A 19,985-nucleotide genomic window follows, 5' to 3' on the forward strand; every position below is an offset into this window, starting at 1 on the left:
CTTTATTTGTGAAAAAAAATAGTATTTACATTTAATGCAAATACTATTATATATTGAAAATGAAGAGGAGATTATTATAGAGATTTAATATATTCTATTAGTTTCTTGTAGATAGGATTTTGGACTAATATATATTCATTCCCAATGAGAAAAAGTTGCTGTCTGGCGCGAGATATTGCAACATTAAGCTTTCTATCAACTGTTTTATCATTATTCAAATTACAGAAAAAATCTAGTTGATATGGTTTATTAATACAAAATGATAAAATAATAATTTCGCGCTGGCTACCTTGAAAGCGCTCAACCGTATCTATCATTATATTCTGAAACTCCGAAATTCCAGTTTCGTGTAACTTATGCTTAATCAGGGCAATTTGATTTCTATAAGGCGTTATAATACCTAAAGTTTTAAGTGGATCAAAATGCTGATTGTTTGTTTTGTAGGTGTTGAGTATAGCTTTTGATAATTCAGTTACAATTTCAGCTTCTTTATAATTGACCTTATCACTAACAGTATTAGAATTATCGTTGCAATTAATGAATTCTAGACGTTTTCTGCTAACTATTTTTTCATAAATATTCTGGTAATCAGGTATTTCTAAAGATAGTTGTTCTTTCTGCCATTCATTAGCAGGTAAAAGTATATTATCATAAAATAGCTTATTGGGGAACTCTGCTAGTGTCTGATGCATTCGTCCTTGATATACGAGAGTATCATAGGCTTGTTCCCACCTATTCGATTGGCAGACTCTATATAGACGTTCAAATAGTGATTCTCCGCAATCATATAACTTTATTATGTTTAATGATTCATTCTTAGATCTTGCTTTCTCTTTATTTTGTAATGTAATAGTTGATAATTGCTTGTGATCTCCTATCATAATAAATTTGTCAACCTTAGGAAGAATACCTATTATCTGTGGCTCAAGTATTTGAGATGCTTCATCTATTATCGATAAATTAAATTTCTTAATATCAAATATCTCAGGCTTACCAACAATAGATGCTAATGTACCTATAAAAATTCGATGCTTAGCTAATGTTTCTCGAAGATCTTCCCTACTTTTCGCCTTATCTGCTATGTTTTGTAACAATCTATGCCTATAATGAAGATCACAAGATAATTCTGTACCTATCCTAATATATGTGTCGCACTCTTTATTATTACAGCTAAATGCTTGATTTATAGATTCACATAATTCATCTACAGCTCTATTTGTGTAAGCAATTATGAGAATATTATCTAGTGTATTGTTGTAATAATGCTCAATTAATCGACGAGCAAATATGGATGTTTTACCTGTTCCGGGAGGCCCTACAATTAAAAAATAATCTTTAGAGTTGATTGCTTTATTAATTATTATATCCTGTTTACTCTCTTTAGTTACTTCTTTATCAGTTATTTGATAGTATAATGATTGAGGCTCTTTGAGCCCTAATAATATTTCACGTTTATCTGCAGAAGAAGATAAAAATGTATATAAGCTCTTGTACATATTAGTATAAGCATGATCTAGTTTGTCATGTTCAATTGCCCAAGAAGAGTATTTTTCAAAAAAAGTTTTATTCTTTTGCTTATATCGAAATCTCAGAAGGATGTGTGTAGGGGTAATTTCTGCTATTGTTCCTTTCAATATTTGGTTGGTGAGTACAGAATCTGTAATTTCTTCGTGTGGATATAGTATGCAGATTTCACCTTCTCTGAAATTTATAAAATCTGAGGAGCTATTTCTTTCAAATAGAATTTTCATATCCCGACCACTGTCATCAATCTTTTTGATCTTGAGATTTGATATTAAATCGAAAGATTCTAGCCTATCGTTAAATTCAGTATTCCAAAGACTGGCGCTAGATCGGTTGGATTCGAAATAATCATCACCTACTTTTTGAATATATAATTCTCTAGCTAGGAATATTATGTATCTAAAGAAATATTGTTTTTCAATCTCAGTAATATTTGAAATTGTTTTATGAAAATCAGCTATTTGATTAATGAAAAAGTTAGGAGTTCTTCCATAGTTATCTAAATTACATATATCTGAAAATAATTTTTCTACAGTTTCAGAATCACCTAAATATAGGTCATGTTCAGTAGCAACAATTAGATTTCGGATATTAATAATGTCTTTTTCTAAAGTTTTATAAACTGCAGCTAGTCGGAGATTTTCTCCACTATTTTCAGCTGCTGAATATAATATTGCAGAAGTTATCTTCTTCTCATCATATCCGAAAACACTTTGAATTATTAGTCGATAAATTGCTGTTTGTACTTCATGATTTATTGCTATTTTACCACTATCTTCTTTAGGATAAGGTAGACCTCCTGATTTTAATTCTATTATTTTACTGTTATTATTCTCCTTATCAGATAGTTGAAGTAAGTCTAAGCGTCCTTGAAATCCAAACTTTTCACTAAAAAAAGAAGGCTCTAAGGTGCATTTATGGACATCTATTCTATTTAAAGGAAAATCTTGTGCTATTACCCGTTGTATATTAGCAAATTGAGTTCGAGCTTTTACCATAAAAGCTCTAAAATCAGTGGTTTGTTTTATATCATTGCAACTTGTGAATTCAAAAGGCTTTTCTTTGAAAGCTTTAAGAAATATATCATTGAATTCGAGCTGTTCAGGTGTGTCGGAAAAAATAAGTTCGTCCAGAAAGAAGTTTGCTAAATTTCCTAAAAGTATATGCTGAGAATTGGCTGTTTGCTCAAACTTGCGACGGAAATAATGTAAATGAGATCTTCCATAATTCTGAAAACATTCTGCTAGTGCAGATGCATCAATCAGATAATCGGGTTCTAAAACGATAAATTTAGGAATATAATTTTCGTTTTTATCAATTTTGCATTCTAATAAATTGAGCTGTGCTCCTATCCACAACCGTTCAACAGTTTGGTTGAAAGCATCATTTATATTTTTGACATTGTATTTTATGCGAATTGTGGAATGTGAAATGGAATCACTCACACCTATAATTAGCTCGCTATCTCTATCTATTTCAATTACTTGTATTCGGATATAATCCAAATTTGGAGCTATTTCACTTTTGTTTAATAGCTCAATGTTTTCTTCTTTATAGGTATCTAGACTATTATAAATTATTGATATAAAATTATTTATACTTTGATAAGAGCTGTTGTATTGAGTTTGTGAAACAATATTCTGTTCGTTTCGAAGAAGGAATGAGGTTTTTACGCGTATATTTTGCAATGCCCATTCTAGAGATTGTGGTAGTTTATATATCTGACAAATATAAACCAGGCGTGCAAATAATGAAGGAAACTGCAAAGTCTCCCTAGTGGTGATCTCTTTGCAGCTTCTTTCTAATATCCGTTTTAAATGGATGTATTTTTCTCTAAGAGGAATATCTGAATTGTTGTTTTCTTCAATTTCAGCTATAATCTCTTGATATTTTTTCTCGTTATTCTCTAGTAAGTACATCTAAATTATTGAACAATGTTATGTATAATTCTCCTCGGCTCATTCTAGACCAACCTCTTACAGAAACATTTATTTGACCTCTCTCATTCAATAATTTCATAGCTTTATACATGAAATCCATATATAATTGGTCATTCTGAAAAGTTATGTCTTTGCCTTGTTCTGCTCCGGTTGCATTATATACATAATTTTGCAAATTAAGCGTTACCCCATTAATGGTTATATCATAAATGATAAAGTCATCATTTCTTGAGATATCACCATTTAAAGCTATCCACGAATTTTTTGTTTCAATATCAATAATTCGAAAATCTAACTGGTCTACATCTGTAATATCTCTAAGACGGATTGTGCTACTGGTTATAAAATCACCATTTTTAATTATAGATGGTAGTTCACAATCAAGAGTGGCAGGAACCCAATATTCCTTATCTTTTTTACAAGAACTAAATCCTAATCCAATAATTAGTGTGAAAAGTGTGTAAATTAAAAAACTTTTTTTCATTGTATCCTTAAATTATTTAAAGGAAGCAAATATAACAAAAAGAGATGACGTGAGCATCTTGATATTAAATATGATTGATAGGATCGTAATTAATTTGTTCTAAAGTTTGTGTGTTACTTGCTGGTTACATACCTTTGTAACTAACAAGTAACATGCATGAGTTTATGATAGAAAGTATTAATAATGAAAAAGATAGAGAATCTACAGAGAAAAAATTATTAGAGGCTGTAGGTGAGATAATAATTAAGCATGGTTTCGATAAGGTTGGTATAAATGCAATTGCTTCAAAAGCAGGTGTTTCAAAGGTTTTGATATATCGATATTTTGGTTCGATAGATAATATAATTGTGGAATATCTCTCTCAGAATGACTTCTGGCTAAGTTTCTCTGTAGATTTCCCAAAAGATGAAAATCTCAAAGGGTTTATAAAAAAGATGTTTCGGGATCAAATTATTCAATTGAGAAGCAGTAAACTGGAACAAGAGTTGTATCGATGGGAATTGACGAACCATAATGGTGTCATTGAAAAATTGAGGTTGAAGCGGGAGGCAAAAGGGATTACGCTAATTACCATAATTAGTCAATTGGCAAAGTATCCTCAAGAAGAAGTTGCTGCAATAGCTACGCTGTTGAGTGCGGCGATCAGTTATTTGGTTCTACTTAGTGACAATTGCTCTATGTATAATGGTATAGATTTACAGAGTGATAAGGGTTGGAATCAATTAGCATTAGGTATAGATTTGTTGGTTGATAAGTGGTATGATTAACAAAGGATGGATAGTCTTATTTCTGAAATAAAAGATGGAATACCCTACTCTATTTTTTACTATTGAATAATTAAGAGTTTAATTTTAACAAACGACTACATTGTTAATCTGTAGTTGTTTATAACTTATCAGGTAATTTTTATAAGCTATATAATTGTTTTTTTTAGTTTTCTAAATCAGAATTACTTAGTTTTGCGATGAATTAATTTTATTAATAATAATCAAAATTATGAATCAGAAACAATTTGATAAGCCACGAGCTTTTCGCTTTAAGCGATTTTCTCATAAGGCTTACAGCGCATTTAACAGTATGCGCAAAGTGGTAAACATTGGTGTTGTAGCGGGGTGTGTGCTAACCTTTGCCCATACAACAGAAACATCAGCTCAATCGAGTCTTAACTCTCGTGAGTCGGAAAAAATTACAGAGAAGGAGCTCGATGAAGTCACCGTTACTGCTTCTCGTATAGAGCTTTCAGCTAACCAAGCAGCAAAGCAAGTAACGGTAATAACTCGTAAAGAGATTGAGCAGGCCCCCATTCAGAGTATTCAAGATTTATTAAACTATGTATCAGGCATAGATGTACAACAGCGCGGAGGGCATGGAGTCCAAGCCGACGTTTCGATCCGAGGAGGATCTTTCGATCAAACAGCAATTCTACTAAACGGAGTAAACCTCTCCAATCCACAAACAGGTCATTACAGTTTCGACATCCCTATCAATTTATCCGACATTGAACGTATTGAAATCGTCTACGGACCATCATCTCTCATTTATGGTGCAAGTGCTTTTTCGGGTGGTATCAATATCATAACAAGAAAAGATCCTGATCACAAAGCATATGCTAGAGTTGAAGCAGGAGCTCATAATTTATTGAATACCGAAGCTAGAGGTGTTCTAAAGAATGATGTTGTGACTACACAATTATCAGCCGGATATATGACTTCTTCGGGTTATATAAATAATAGTGACTATGATATATTTAATTTGCTCTCTCAAACCAGACTGAATATTGAAAGAGCGAAAGTTGATGTGCAATTAGGCTTTAATGATAAAAAGTATGGTGCTAATACGTTTTATTCGGCCGCCTATCCTAATCAGTATGAGGAAATCAATTCTTATCTAGCTTCCGTAAAAGGTGAAATGGGTAGTAAATTGAAATTTATACCTCAGGTATATTGGAATAGGCACAACGATTGCTTTCAGTTGATAAAAGGCGATGAATCTAAAGTTCCTTATAATTATCATAAAACCGATGTATATGGTTCTAATCTTAATCTGCAATATACATCGCAATTAGGTATAACCAGTTTTGGTGCAGAATTTAGGAATGAAGGCATTATGAGTACTGTGTTAGGTAAAAAGATAGATGAGCCTAGCGGAAGATTTACGCACTCAGATAATAGAACTAATATAAGCTATGCCTTGGAGCATAATTTGCTCTTAGATAGGTTTACGCTTTCAGTCGGCATATTAGCTAATTACAATACCTATCTAAAGAAGGATTACATGTTTTATCCTGCAATAAATAGTAGTTTTAGGATATTAGATAATTTCAAAGTGTATGCTTCGTGGAATAAAGCTACTCGGATGCCTACATTTACCGATCTGTATTATACTACTGTTACTCATATTGGTAATAGTGATTTAAAACCAGAAGATTCGGAGTCTATAGATTTGGGTTTTAAATACAATACTCCTTTCGTAAAAGTACACATTACGGGCTATCTGATGAAAGGTAAGAATATGATAGACTGGATAAAAGAGAATCCTGACGATAAATGGGAATCTCGTAATATAACACAAATAGATAAAAAGGGATTAGATATGGGAGCTACTTTCTTTTTTAAAGAGCTATTTCCTTCCATCGATCCATCTACTACATTACAATTGGGATATTCTCGTTTGCATCAGGATAAAAGTTCGGGAGAATTAATTTCAAATTTTACTCTTAATTATTTAAGAGACAAATTTACTGCTCAAGTAAATCATCCTATTTATCAGGGGATTAGTGCAAACTGGAATTTTCGTTGGCAAAAGCGTATGGGTACATATCTTAAGTATGAGAACCTAAAACCCACAAGGCAAGAGCCCTACCCTTCTTTTGCTACTTTAGATCTCCAGATTAACTGGAAGTTAAAAGATTTTGTAGCTACTGCAACAGCTAATAATATATTTGATCGAAAATATTTCGATCTGGGAAATATTCCGCAAGCCGGTTTCTGGCTGATGGCGGGAGTTTCTTATACTTTAAAGTAAGTCTCATACCTTTTTATTATGTAAAATGGGACATTGAGCCTGATTTTTTGACTTTCTAATTTTTTAAAGATACTTTTGTATAAAAAATACATTAGAGATGGAGCCTATTTTTCAGTATAAAATGAAAGTTCGTGATTATGAGTTGGATGCTCAAGGTATTGTTAACAATGCAAATTATCAGCATTATTATGAAGTAACACGACACGAGTTTCTTGAATCTTGTGGAGTTAGCTTCATGGAAGTTCATAATCAAGGAATAGACCCTATTGTTTCGAGTATAACTATTAAATATAGAAATTCACTTGTTGGTTCTGATGAATTTATTTGTACTATCAATCTTGAAAAGAAGGGGATTAGATATTATTTTAATCAGCAAATAATACGAGTTTCTGATAATGTTTTATGCTCAGAAGCTCGAGTAGAGGTCGTCTGCTTAGTGAATGGGAAGATAGGTAGACCAGATGTTTTCGATAAAATATTAGAAAAATATCTATAATATAAAAGAGTATTATTTTTGAAATTTGTCTCTCTTTTTCTTTGTATAAAGAGTATTATTTTTGAAATTTAAATAGTACAGGTAATGTGTAATACACGGGTACGTTTCTTCCATTTTGCATTCCTGCAACCCATTTTGGCATCATTTTCACAACTCTCATAGCTTCTTTGTCGCAAGCGGGGTCAAGAGTTCTTACTACTTCAATGTCAGATACTCGTCCATCTTTACCTATTACGAATCGGATAATCACACGTCCTTCGATTTTGTTTTCTATGGAAATAATAGGGTATTTAAGATTACTGCTGATAAATTTCATCAGTTCGGCATCACCACCTGGAAATTGAGGCATTTGTTCTACACTTATAAATGGTCTATCTTGTTTTGCAGGTTCCTCGATAATTGTTGTATGCTCTTTTATATCCGCTATATCTATTGCTCCGGGATCATTACTACCCTCAATAGTTGCTTTAGATATTGGGGCTGGACTATCAAGAAGTGTTCCTATAGCTTTCATTTCCTTCTCAGGGTCTACAACAGATACTATAGCCGGAGGTGTAAATGCAATAGTTGATTTTAGAATTGGTTTGGGTGGAGCTATTTCTTGATGGATTAGCTTTTCTTCGGGTATCTGTTCTTCTACTTTTGTTATTGTAGACATTCTAAATTCATCATCTATGCCTTTTATAAGGGAGCTGTTGGCTTTAACTACTTCCAAAAATGATGGAAGTGCAGCTACTGCTCCAACAAAGAATACCATAATACCAAAGCTAAAATGTGTCTTTTGGAAGAGCCTTGACGTAGAGCGTAGGCTCCATAGGATTTATTTTTGCCGGCGAAAACTATATCACACCAGTCAGAAGAATTGAGTTGGATATTACGTGCCATAACTTTAGGTTTTAGAGTGTTTGTAATTACTGACTCTTTACCTAATAGATAGAATTGGCATCAGATATTCCATAAATATCTTAATAAATATTTTAGAGTATTTAATTTTTATATTTCTATTATTTTGTATATTAGTTAGTTATTGTTTTCTGTTGTTTTGGAAATAGATATAGTTTATGTTAACATTGAGAAAAACAATTAAAAAAACATGTTTTATAGCATTAAATATTTGGAGGATGAAAATATATCACATATCTTTGTCGCATAGAGTTAAGGAATTAGTGTAAAGCTAGGTAAGAAGATTGAAAATTGGTTATTATTGGACTCATCCAATAAATTAGGTTTAAGTGTTTAGGTTATTAGTAATATTTTAAAATCTCGTCAATCATTAGGATTGAGAGATTTTTGTTTAGATTAGTTTTGTGGTTTGGTAAGAGGAAGTTAAGCTATCCTCTTTTTTTATGTCTATATGTGAAAACAGTAAATTTTATTATTCTACATCAATCAGACCAGCAGGTAGGTCTACATATAATATTTTCTTTTCAGAATCAATATCTGTAATGAAGTCATCAGATGCAGGGATAATAATATCATCTCCATTTCCTTTCTTTTTAAGCAAAAAGAGTGTGTTGATAGTAGATTCATCTACATCAGAAATAGTTCCGATTTCGCCAAGTTCTTTATCAATAACAATGAAGTCTATAAAATAACTGAGGGTAAATTCTACCTCCTCATTTTCATCAAAATACTTACGTGGAAAATACACACTCAATCCATTGAAACGTTTTGCTTCAATCTCAGAATTTACATCTTCAAAAAGAATCAAAGCAGTATCGCTACCTTTAAATCTTCGCGATTTAACAAAAAAAGGTACTAAGATGTTGTCAACAGAGCAGATTAAATAAGGGCAATCAACTCTATCGAATATATCATTATCAAAGGCGAAAGTAATTTCGCCTTTGATACCATGGGGTTTAATAAATTTCCCTATTTTGAGAACTTCGTCTTCACGAATCATATATTATTTTTTCTTTTGCTGTGGGCTGTTATTACGCTGTTGCTTCCTTTGGTTAAGATCTTTCATATCTGCTAATTTCATATCAGAGTTACGTTTATCTATTTTTCTCTCAGATAAATCATACAAATCTTGAAATAATTTAGCATCATCTACTTCTTTGTTCCATTGGATATATGTCTTTTTCATATGGTTAAGAACTAACCATACTAATTGCTCTTTTTCTTTTCCTTCCGGATATTCGGCAGCAAGTGCTATTAGTTTTTCGAGCGTTTTTCCATAATGTTTAAAAAACATGGTAGGACGGCTATACTCAACTTTTCCAGGTTTAGAAAATAAGTCTTCTTTTTTAATGATTTCGTAAGGATAATCAATATCAAGTTCGAAATTAGACATAATAGCCAAGTGATCCCAAAGTATATGTTTGAAGTCGTTCACATCACGTAGATGTGGAAACATGTTCCCCATAATATTAATAATCGTATTGGCGCATCTTTTGCGTTCCGCACGATCATCGATAGTCAGACAAAAATCGACCATGTTTTGGATATTTCTTCCATATTCAGGAAGAGCAAGCTTTTTTAATTGCGTGTTATAATCCATGTATAAAATAATCTATATAAGTGAGAATAAGAAAAGTATAAACGAAAGTTCTTCTAATTAAGTAGTTCTTAAGTAGTGCAAAGATAATAAAAAAAGTATCTCATCTTGTCGGTGAGATACTTTTTTATAGGTTTTTGTCTTAAAACGTTATATCGAATTATAGATTTTCGGCTTCTTCCTCCGAACCTGTTTTACTAGCCAGATCTATAATCTTACGACCGGGAGTAAATATCTCTTTATATTGCTCTTGATTGTTTAATAATTCAATAGCTTGCTTCACATCTTTATCTGTTTTCAAAGACTCAATACGCTCTCCTTTTTGGAAATAATTGCGTTTAGCAATTTCCATATTCAGAAGCTTTTTTATATCATCTTTAAAGTTATCTAAATCTCTATCAAGATTGGGAACAAGTTTTGCTTCTAAAGCTTTGTATTCTTCATCAGCTGTTTTTGAGTATCCTTCAAAGTCCATTACATCTTTCAAGGTCTTCAATCTTTTTTCACTCAACCCATCGTATTTAAAGTCTTTTTTAGATTTTACAAAAGTCTTGAAGCTTTCATAATCTTCATCAGTAATGCTAAATTTATCAAGAGGACCAATTTTAGGATTTTTGATAACCCAATCGGTAACCCAATCATTTACGATATACTGATTTAGAAGATAATATGTAATACTTGGAACTTTTATTTCTTCTAGTTTAATATCTGGAGTTACTCCCCCACCATCTCTGACCTCGCGTCCAATAGATGTTTTAAATACTGTAGTCAAACTATCTGGAATACGCCCTACACTTCCGTCTTCGTTGTGATGCTTATAATCTATTGCCTGAATACAACGACCGCTTGGTATATAGTATTTAGAGGTAGTTACTTTAAGACTTCCACCATAAGGTAAATCTCTAGGAGCTTGTACCAAACCTTTACCATAGGTACGCTGTCCCATAATGGCAGCTCTGTCCAAATCTTGTAATGCTCCCGATACGATTTCCGAAGCTGAAGCAGAACCTTTGTCAACTAAAACAACTAAAGGAATATCGGCATCAATAGGATCTAGGGTTGTACGGTGGATTCTATCCCACTGTTTCATCTTTCCTTTAGTGCTTAATACTACTTGACCTTTTGGTACAAAGAAGTTTACTAATTGTACTGCTTCTTCCATAATACCTCCTCCATTTCCTCTAAGATCGAGTATTAAGGAAGTCATACCTTGTTTTTTAAGATCAAGAAAAGCATTCTTTACATCTTGAGCACATTTATCTGTAAATCCTGTGAGGACAATATATCCAACGCCGTCTTGAAGTAGTCCATAATATGGTACAGATGAGATTTGTACATTTTGACGTACAATTTTCATTTCAATGGGTTTCTTTACCCCTGGACGTTCAACTTTAACCGTAATTTCAGTACCTGCCTGTCCTTTTAGTTTGCTGGTAACTTTATTTGATAGCGTTTTACCATAAGGCTCTCCCGGCACTTTTTCGGCAGTTGTCATATCTTCTCCATTAATAGAGAGTATAATATCGCCTACTTTCAGTCCACTTTTAGCAGCAGGCATATTTTCGTATGGCTCTACTATATAAACTATATCACGTCCATCAAGATTTCGTGACGAAATCACGGCTCCTACTCCTGCGTACTCTCCGGTAGTCAATATTGTAAAATCGCTAACTTCTTCTTCAGTCATATAGTTAGTATACGGATCTAATCCGGCTAACATATTTACAATACCCGATTCTATTGTTTTTTCTACATCCAATGTATCTACATAAAACATATCGAGTTCTTTAATAACTGAATTAAAGACTTCAATATTTTTATTGATCTCGAAATACCGTTTTTCGGCATTGCCTTTGTCTTGAGCATACATTGACGATCCACTTAGGAGAAATGTTGCAAAAACAAGAAATCCAACTCCTTTTTTCATCTAATTTTATATGTGTTAATCTATTATTTAATAGTGATTTATATTCAGTTAAAGCTAAAATCTGCAAGGCTGTAATTTTAACAAAGCCGAGCAAAGTAACGACTTTTTTTACAAACGAGGATTTATTTTTTGTTATTATGTATTTAAAAACAAAATAGTGAGCATAAAAGTTTTTAATTTCTTATTATTCCTTGCTTATTCGAGCACTCTTTTATTCCTTTGCTAAAGATATAAAACTAAAAGACAATGTTGGAAAAAACGCAAGTTAACGATGTACAAGATATTGTAATACGCTTTTCGGGAGACTCGGGAGACGGGATGCAATTATCCGGTACTTTATTCTCGAATTTATCTGCTATTTTGGGAAATCAGATATCTACATTTCCCGATTTTCCGGCAGAAATACGAGCTCCTCAAGGTACATTAAGTGGTGTTTCGGGCTTTCAGCTGCATATAGGTACACAAGTTTATAACTCCGGTGATAAAGCGGATGTGTTAGTAGCTATGAACCCCGCTGCATTGAAAGTAAATGCAAACCAACTAAAATCAAACTCAATAATACTTGTTGATACAGACTCTTTTCAAAAACGAGATTTAGAAAAGGCTTTGTTCAAAACCGAAGATCCTTTTCTCGAATTAGGACTTACTACTCAACAAATAGTTGCTATTCCTATTACAACATTAACGAAAGATAGCTTAGCTACTTTTGATTTGGATATGAAAAGCAAAATCAGATGCAAAAATATGTTTGCTCTTGGTGTTGTTTGCTGGCTATTCAACAGATCTATTGATGTTGTGAATCAAATGCTATCTACTAAATTTTCGAAAAAACCGATTTTGGCTGATGCTAATTTACAGGTTTTAGCGAATGGATATAATTATGGTCATAATACCAGTTTGTCTGTTTCTTCATACAGAGTAGATACCTTACAAATGGATAAGGGATACTATATGGATGTAAACGGTAATTCAGCAACGGCTTTTGGCTTGATTGCTGCTGCTGAAAAAGCTAATTTGCAATTATTTTTAGGGTCATATCCTATAACTCCTGCTACAGATATTTTGCATGAGTTAGTAAAGAGAAAAGACTTAGGTGTAAAGGTTGTACAGGCAGAAGATGAAATTGCGGGAATATGTATAGCTATTGGTGCAAGTTTTGCCGGAAGCTTAGCTGTTACTTCAACATCTGGACCTGGGCTTGCTCTTAAAGGGGAAGCTATTGGCTTAGCGGTTATGGCAGAATTACCTTTGGTTGTAGTAGATGTACAACGTGGTGGACCTTCAACGGGATTGCCTACCAAAACAGAGCAAACAGATTTGCGTCAAGCATTATATGGACGTAATGGCGAAAGTCCTATTGTAGTTATTGCAGGGTCAAGCCCTACTAATTGCTTTGATACAGCATATTGGGCATCAAAGATAGCATTGGAGCATATAACTCCCGTTATTTTATTGACTGATAGTTATATAGCAAATGGATCTTCTTCATGGAAAATTCCTAATATGGATGAATATCCTTCAATCAAGCCAAATGATATAAGCCTGTACACAGGTGATGAATGGACAGTAGCTGCCAGAAATGAAGAGAATTATGCACGTTATTGGGCTCCAGCAGGTACAGAAGGATATACTCATCGTATAGGTGGTTTAGAGAGAGATTATTTTACAGGAGCAATATCCACGGATCCTGATAATCACCAAAAGATGGTTGATACCCGACAAGCAAAAATAGATAGAATTGCAGATTATATTCCTGAGCTAGAGGTATTAGGAAATATCAATGCGAAGACTCTAATTGTTGGTTGGGGAGGTACTTACGGACATTTAAGAGAGGCCGTAGAAGAAATGAATAGAGCTGAAAATAAAGTAGCTTTAGCTCACTTTAATTTTATAAGTCCTTTGCCTAGAAATACTGAGAGCGTTTTAAGAAAATATGATAAAATAATTGTAGCAGAGCAAAACAATGGTCAATTTGCCGGATATTTATCCGAGAAATTCAATAATCTACCCATAATTAAATACAACAAAGTGAATGGTCAGCCTTTTGTTGTTTCTGATTTAATCGACTTTTTTACACAAGAGCTTAAAAAATAAATAAAACATATGGATACAATAACTAATCCTATTGTTCATGACACCAGAAGTTATAAAAGTGATCAGTATGTTCGTTGGTGTCCCGGATGCGGCGATCATGCTGTGCTAACATGCCTGCATAAGGCAATGGTAATTTTACAAATAGAACCGCATAATCTGGCTGCGATTTCGGGTATTGGGTGTTCTTCCCGTTTACCTTACTATATGAATACATACGGTTTTCATACTATCCATGGGCGTGGAGCGGCTGTGGCGACAGGTGTGAAAGTAGCCAAACCCGAATTGTCGGTGTGGCTTACAACCGGTGATGGCGATAGTTTGGCAATCGGAGGTAACCATTTTATACATACAATCAGACGGAATGTGGATATTAATATCTTACTTCTGAATAATAAAATATATGGTTTAACTAAAGGGCAATACTCTCCTACTTCGGATAGAGGTTTTGTTTCAAAATCGTCTCCTTATGGAACTGTAGAAGACCCTTTTCATCCGATAGAACTTACTTTGGGAGCAAGAGGAACATTTTTTGCACGTTGTATTGATATTGATTTGAAAAATACGACAGATGCATTTGTTCAGGCAGAACAACATAAGGGAACTTCTGTGGTTGAAGTCCTTCAAAACTGTGTCATATTTAATGATAATATACACAAAGAGATAGTAGACAAAGCTTACAGAGACGATCGTACCATTTTATTGAAACAAGGAGAAAAGATGATCTTTGGATCTAATATGGATAAAGGCTTGGTATTGGATGGCTTTAACCTGAAGGTGGTAACTATCGGACAAGATGGTTATACTATTGAAGATATTTTGGTGCATGATGCTACTACTGAGGATAACATATTACATTTGAAATTGGGATTAATGGTTCCAGAAAACGGATTTCCGGTAGCTATTGGTGTTATTCGTAATGTAAAAGGATTATGCTACGATCAGGAAGTGAAGAAAATGATTGATGACGTTCAAGTTAAAACGAAAGTACATACATTAAACGATTTTCTAATGAGTGGCGAAGTTTGGGAAGTAAAATAGTCTCAGCTGCTTAATTATCATACATATAAAAAAGAAAGATCCTGTTTGCAATTTGCAAACAGGATCTTTCTTTTTTATATCAACTTTTAATCAATGGTTTCTTTCTTTTTTATTACGCCTTATGGAATTTGTTAAATATTTCTATCTATTAAGCAAAGAGGGAGTGAATATGTAGTAATAACCATTTAAATTATATGATTATGGCACGTAACATTCAACTTAATTCTTCTGACTGGTGTGATATAGTTTTCACCGGTAAAAACAAAACCTATGGGGCGTATGCTTTACGCCAAAGTTCTTCAAAGAGGCATCTTCTGGCTTTTTTTATTGTCGTCATTTTTGTAGGAATAGTTGCAGGCCTTCCTTCAATATTGAATGCAGTAAATCCACCAAAGGAATATGTTCAAAATATAACAAGTGAGTATATAGTTGGAGGAGCAGACGAACTAGAAAAAGAGGAAGAACCTATTGTAGAGCCTTCTACTACCCCACCCCCTCCTCCTATTATTGATTCACAGAAATTTACTCCTCCCGTTGTAACAGCCGATGATATGGTAGAGGAATCAAGAGAGTTATTGTCTCAGCAGGAGCTAAACTCTAGTACTGCACAAATATCTATTGCAACAATGGAGACTGGCAATACTGAGGGTGTTGATATTGAAGAAGTTCTAAAAGAACAACGACAAATAACAAATCAACCACCACAAGAGCCTAATCAAATTCATGAAATTGTGGAAATAATGCCTCAATTTCCTGGAGGAACAAGTGAGTTGATGAGATATTTAAGTGCAAATATGAAGTATCCAACAATTGCTGCTGAAAATAATATTGAAGGGCGTGTAGTTCTTAAATTTGTAGTTGGTAAAGATGGTAGTATATCTAACATACAGGTAATAAGACCTCTTGATCCATCTTGCGATAAGGAAGCTGTAAGAGTTGTAAGAAGCATGTCTAAATGGATTCCCGGTATGCAAAATGGACATCCTGTGGCTGTGTACTTTACTTTACCTGTATTATTTAAATTGCAGAGATAAGGTTGCATATTCTTAATACTTGTAAGTTATATGCTTATATAAAATATAAAAAAGACCAATACCTAAAGGGTATTGGTCTTTTTTAATAATAGATATATAACCTATTAAGATTTATGTTTTTCTACCCAATTTTTAGCATTGATAAACGCTTCCATCCAAGGTGTAACATCATCCTTACGATTTTCAAATGGATAGTAAGCACATTGCCAAGGGAATATTCCTCTTTCAGGGTGTGGCATAATTGCTAAGTGACGACCATCTTTAGAACATACGGCTGCAGTAGAATAATCCGATCCATTAGGGTTACCCGGATATTCATCATATGCATATTTAGCAACAATGTTATATTCTGATTCTGCCTTAGGTAATGTAAAGCGTCCTTCGCCATGAGCTACCCAAACACCAAGCTTGCTGCCTGATAATGAACCAAACATCACCGAGTTATTTTTAGGTATATCAACAGATATAAATGTAGATTCAAACTTATGAGAAGCATTATGATTCATCTTAGGTTTTTCATCGTGTTCAGGATAAATTAATCCTAACTCCATTACCAATTGGCAACCGTTACAAACTCCTAAACTTAAAGTATCTTCACGAGCATAGAAATTGCGTAAGGCAATTTTTGCTTTTTCGTTATACATGAAGCTACCAGCCCATCCTTTAGCAGAACCTAGTACATCCGAGTTTGAGAATCCACCACAGAAAACAATTAAACTTATGTCTTCTAAGGTTTCTCTTCCTGATGCAAGGTCGGTCATGTGTACATCTTTTACATCAAATCCGGCCAAGTATAAAGCGTAAGCCATTTCACGCTCACCGTTGGTTCCTTTTTCTCTGATGATAGCTGCTTTAACTCCCGATTTTCCTTCTCTCGTGGGTGTAATTCCCAAATGTGAGAATTTGCCATTGAAAGAACTATTTATTTTAAACTCTACGGGTTGGTTTTTATAATTCTCGTAACGAGCTTTAGCACAATCTTCTCCGCTTTGAAGTCTGTCTAATAAATAAGACGATTCGTACCAAATATCTCTCAATTCATCAATATCAAACTCTTCGTAGAACTCGTCTTTCTGAATAGTTAGTTTTCTATTTTCAGTAGGTCTCGCAACTATTGCATAACCAATACCATAATCATCCAATATTTTTTCAACTAAATGATGATGTTTTACCTGAATCAAAACTCCCGGGTTTTCAGAGAATAATACTTTGATAAGATCTGTATGATGTAATTTATCTAATCTAGCTTCCAGACCTCCTTGAGGGTTTGCAAAACACATTTCTAACATAGCAGTAATCATACCTCCGGCAGAAATATCGTGTCCTGCAAGTACTAATCCTCTTTCTATTAATTCTTGGATACAAGTAAATGCGTCCTTAAAGTATTCAGGATCTTTTACAGTAGGAACCTCTTCGCCCAATTTGCTCATGGTTTGAGCAAGAGCTGATCCTCCCAATTTGAAAGTATCAAAAGAGAAGTCAATATAATAGAGATATGTACCTTTGATATACGCTAATACAGGAGATACAATTTTACGTATATTTTTCACTTCGGCAGCAGCAGATATAATTACTGTACCGGGAGCATATACTTTATCATCTCCGTATTTTTGAGTCATTGATAGTGAATCTTTTCCTGTTGGAATGTTGATTCCTAATTCACAGGCAAAGTTAGAACAAGCTTCTACTGCTCGGTATAAACGAGCATCCTCTCCGGGGTTTTTACACGGCCACATCCAGTTTGCACTTAGTGATATACCTTGAATTCCATCTTCAAGAGGTGCAAATACTATATTTGTAAGAGCTTCTCCGATAGCTATTACAGACCCTGCTTCCGAATCTACCATTGCTACTTGAGGTGCATGACCGATAGATGTTGCAATACCCGAACGACCTTTGTAATCAAGTGCAACAGCACCAAGGTCACTCAATGGAAGTTGTATTTCTCCCTGACATTGTTGACGAGCCACTTTTCCTGTAACAGAACGGTCTACTTTGTTTGTTAACCAGTCTTTACAAGCAACAGCTTCGAGTTGAAGAACATTCGATAAATGTCCTTTTAAGCTTAATAATTTATAATCGGGATTAGTAAAATACTCTTCTATAGTCTCATCACGCATAATTGTACGTGGTGCTTTTCCGAAGAAGTCTTCTAAACTTAAATCTATAGGACGTTTACCATCAGCTTGTTCAAAAACAAACTTCTTGTCATCTGTAGTTTTACCAACTACATACATAGGCGAACGTTCGCGTTCTGCTATTCTTTTTATAGCTTCTGCTGTTTCTGCAGGCACTATCATACCCATTCTTTCCTGACTCTCGTTACCTACAATTTCTTTAGAAGATAAAGTTGGGTCTCCTACAGGAAGTTTTGATACATCTATAATACCACCAGTTAGCTCTACAAGTTCCGAAAGACAATTTAAGTGCCCTCCCGCCCCATGATCGTGGATTGATACAATTGGGTTATTATCAGATTCCGATAATGTACGGATAACATTCGATACACGTTTTTGCATTTCAGGGTTAGCACGTTGAACTGCATTCAATTCAATACCACTAGAGTATTGACCTGTATCAACAGAAGATACTGCACCTCCACCCATTCCGATACGATAGTTGTCGCCCCCCAATAAAACAACGCTTTCGCCTGTTTCAGGTTCGTTTTTTATAGCATCGCGTTTGTTTCCAAAACCAACACCTCCGGCTAACATTATTACTTTATCGTATGCAAATTTCTTTTGATTTTCTTGATGTTCAAGAGTCAAAACTGAACCACAAATAAGAGGTTGTCCAAATTTGTTCCCGAAATCTGACGCACCATTTGATGCTTTGATCAAGATTTCTTCAGGAGTTTGGTATAACCAATCTCTTTCAGCCATAGTTTCTTCCCATGCTCTACCCTCTTTGGTACGAGGATATGCTGTCATATAAACAGCTGTTCCAGCAATGGGTAAAGAACCTTTACCTCCTGCCAAACGGTCGCGAATCTCTCCCCCTGTTCCCGTTGCAGCACCATTAAAAGGTTCTACTGTGGTAGGGAAATTATGAGTTTCTGCTTTTAATGAAATAACCGATTTAATTTGTTTAGTCTCAAAATAGTCTGGTTTATCTCCACTGGCAGGAGCAAACTGTTCTATTTCGGGTCCATCATTAAATGCAACATTATCTTTATAAGCAGAGATTAGTTTATTTAAGTTGACTTTTGATGTCTTCTTTATAAGTTGAAAAAGAGAACTTTCTTTTTCTTCACCATCAATAATAAATGTGCCATTGAATATTTTATGGCGGCAATGTTCTGAGTTTACTTGCGAAAAACCAAAAACTTCACTATCTGTAAGTTTTCTATTCAACTTAGCACTTAAGCCATTTAGGTAGTCTATTTCTTCTGAACTTAGAGCCAAACCTTCTTTGGCATTATATGCTGCAATATCATCGATCTCTAGAATCGGATCGGGTTTTTTATCAATTGTAAACAGAGTTTGTCCTAACCCATTGTAGCTTTGTTGAAGCATTGGGTCGTATTTAGAATCTGGCTCAGCAGAAAAGAATTCTTCAATACGGATAATACCCGTAATAGCCATATTTTGAGTAATCTCAACAGCATTGGTGCTCCAAGGAGTAACCATCTCTTTACGAGGGCCAACGAAATGCCCTTGAACCTCCGAAGAGTCAATTAGTTGAGCTTCGTCGAAGAGCCATTTTAACTTTTGGATATCAGAAGATTCTATTGGAGAAGATGTTTCTACTGCAATGACGTTTTTAGCAGAATTAAGGAAGAAAGATACCATATTGATTAAGCTATATTATCACTTTATTAATCTGTGAACAAAGTTAATCAAAAGTATACAACTAATAAAGACAAAATTCTTTATTTAAGACATAAAATAAAAAAGGTTGATAATTAAATTACCAACCTTCCTA

At 34.0% G+C, this 19,985-nt stretch carries 13 protein-coding genes; 6 read left to right on the forward strand and 7 right to left on the reverse strand.

Annotated elements, in window-relative coordinates; translation table 11 throughout:
• Nucleotides 1-74: 74 nt before the first annotated feature.
• Complete coding sequence (locus HGC4_RS14695) at nucleotides 75-3,212, reverse strand: AAA domain-containing protein (RefSeq protein WP_242047151.1); 3,138 nt, start codon at nucleotides 3,210-3,212, stop codon at nucleotides 75-77.
• A gap of 211 nt (nucleotides 3,213-3,423) precedes the next feature.
• Nucleotides 3,424-3,948 (reverse strand): hypothetical protein, encoded by a 525-nt coding sequence (locus HGC4_RS14700; protein WP_050710895.1) that lies wholly within the window; start codon nucleotides 3,946-3,948, stop codon nucleotides 3,424-3,426.
• Nucleotides 3,949-4,100: 152 nt separating this feature from the next.
• Between HGC4_RS14700 and HGC4_RS14705 the strand changes: the two genes are divergently transcribed.
• The 3 genes from HGC4_RS14705 (at nucleotide 4,101) to HGC4_RS14715 (ending at nucleotide 7,468) form a co-directional block, all read left to right on the forward strand.
• Entirely contained in the window at nucleotides 4,101-4,715 is a 615-nt protein-coding gene (locus HGC4_RS14705; RefSeq protein ID WP_050710896.1) for a TetR/AcrR family transcriptional regulator, read from the forward strand.
• A 229-nt stretch (nucleotides 4,716-4,944) separates the two neighbouring features.
• Nucleotides 4,945-6,972 (forward strand): TonB-dependent receptor plug domain-containing protein, encoded by a 2,028-nt coding sequence (locus tag HGC4_RS14710; RefSeq protein WP_050710897.1) that lies wholly within the window; start codon nucleotides 4,945-4,947, stop codon nucleotides 6,970-6,972.
• 97 nt (nucleotides 6,973-7,069) lie between these two features.
• Nucleotides 7,070-7,468 carry an acyl-CoA thioesterase gene (locus tag HGC4_RS14715; RefSeq protein WP_050710898.1) on the forward strand — a complete coding sequence of 133 codons (399 nt, stop codon included), beginning with the start codon at nucleotides 7,070-7,072 and terminating at the stop codon, nucleotides 7,466-7,468.
• A 55-nt stretch (nucleotides 7,469-7,523) separates the two neighbouring features.
• On the opposite strand, the gene HGC4_RS14720 is transcribed toward HGC4_RS14715, so the two are convergent.
• The 4 genes from HGC4_RS14720 to HGC4_RS14735 all read right to left on the reverse strand — a co-directional run bounded on the left by HGC4_RS14720 (nucleotide 7,524) and on the right by HGC4_RS14735 (nucleotide 11,895).
• Nucleotides 7,524-8,225 (reverse strand): energy transducer TonB, encoded by a 702-nt coding sequence (locus tag HGC4_RS14720; RefSeq protein WP_242047152.1) that lies wholly within the window; start codon nucleotides 8,223-8,225, stop codon nucleotides 7,524-7,526.
• Nucleotides 8,226-8,843: 618 nt separating this feature from the next.
• The gene (rimM, locus tag HGC4_RS14725; protein ID WP_050710899.1) at nucleotides 8,844-9,371 is read right to left on the reverse strand and encodes a ribosome maturation factor RimM; all 528 of its coding nucleotides are present in this window, start codon (nucleotides 9,369-9,371) and stop codon (nucleotides 8,844-8,846) included.
• Nucleotides 9,372-9,374: 3 nt separating this feature from the next.
• Nucleotides 9,375-9,971, reverse strand: coding sequence for a DUF4290 domain-containing protein (locus HGC4_RS14730; RefSeq protein ID WP_050710900.1), 597 nt, complete (start codon nucleotides 9,969-9,971; stop codon nucleotides 9,375-9,377).
• Between the two features lie 157 nt (nucleotides 9,972-10,128).
• Nucleotides 10,129-11,895, reverse strand: a complete 1,767-nt coding sequence (locus tag HGC4_RS14735) for a S41 family peptidase (protein ID WP_050710901.1) — start codon at nucleotides 11,893-11,895, stop codon at nucleotides 10,129-10,131.
• Between the two features lie 246 nt (nucleotides 11,896-12,141).
• Here HGC4_RS14735 and HGC4_RS14740 point away from each other — a divergent pair, with 246 nt between their 5' ends.
• The 3 genes from HGC4_RS14740 to HGC4_RS14750 all read left to right on the forward strand — a co-directional run bounded on the left by HGC4_RS14740 (nucleotide 12,142) and on the right by HGC4_RS14750 (nucleotide 16,061).
• Entirely contained in the window at nucleotides 12,142-13,989 is a 1,848-nt protein-coding gene (locus tag HGC4_RS14740) for a 2-oxoacid:acceptor oxidoreductase subunit alpha (protein ID WP_050710902.1), read from the forward strand.
• A 9-nt stretch (nucleotides 13,990-13,998) separates the two neighbouring features.
• Complete coding sequence (locus HGC4_RS14745) at nucleotides 13,999-15,027, forward strand: 2-oxoacid:ferredoxin oxidoreductase subunit beta (protein WP_050710903.1); 1,029 nt, start codon at nucleotides 13,999-14,001, stop codon at nucleotides 15,025-15,027.
• A 200-nt stretch (nucleotides 15,028-15,227) separates the two neighbouring features.
• Complete coding sequence (locus HGC4_RS14750) at nucleotides 15,228-16,061, forward strand: energy transducer TonB (protein ID WP_082204196.1); 834 nt, start codon at nucleotides 15,228-15,230, stop codon at nucleotides 16,059-16,061.
• 104 nt (nucleotides 16,062-16,165) lie between these two features.
• On the opposite strand, the gene purL is transcribed toward HGC4_RS14750, so the two are convergent.
• Complete coding sequence (gene purL, locus HGC4_RS14755) at nucleotides 16,166-19,852, reverse strand: phosphoribosylformylglycinamidine synthase (protein ID WP_050710905.1); 3,687 nt, start codon at nucleotides 19,850-19,852, stop codon at nucleotides 16,166-16,168.
• Nucleotides 19,853-19,985: the final 133 nt, after the last annotated feature.

Origin of the sequence: Dysgonomonas sp. HGC4 (assembly GCF_001261715.1) — a bacterium.
Classification (GTDB): Bacteria; Bacteroidota; Bacteroidia; order Bacteroidales; family Dysgonomonadaceae; genus Dysgonomonas_A.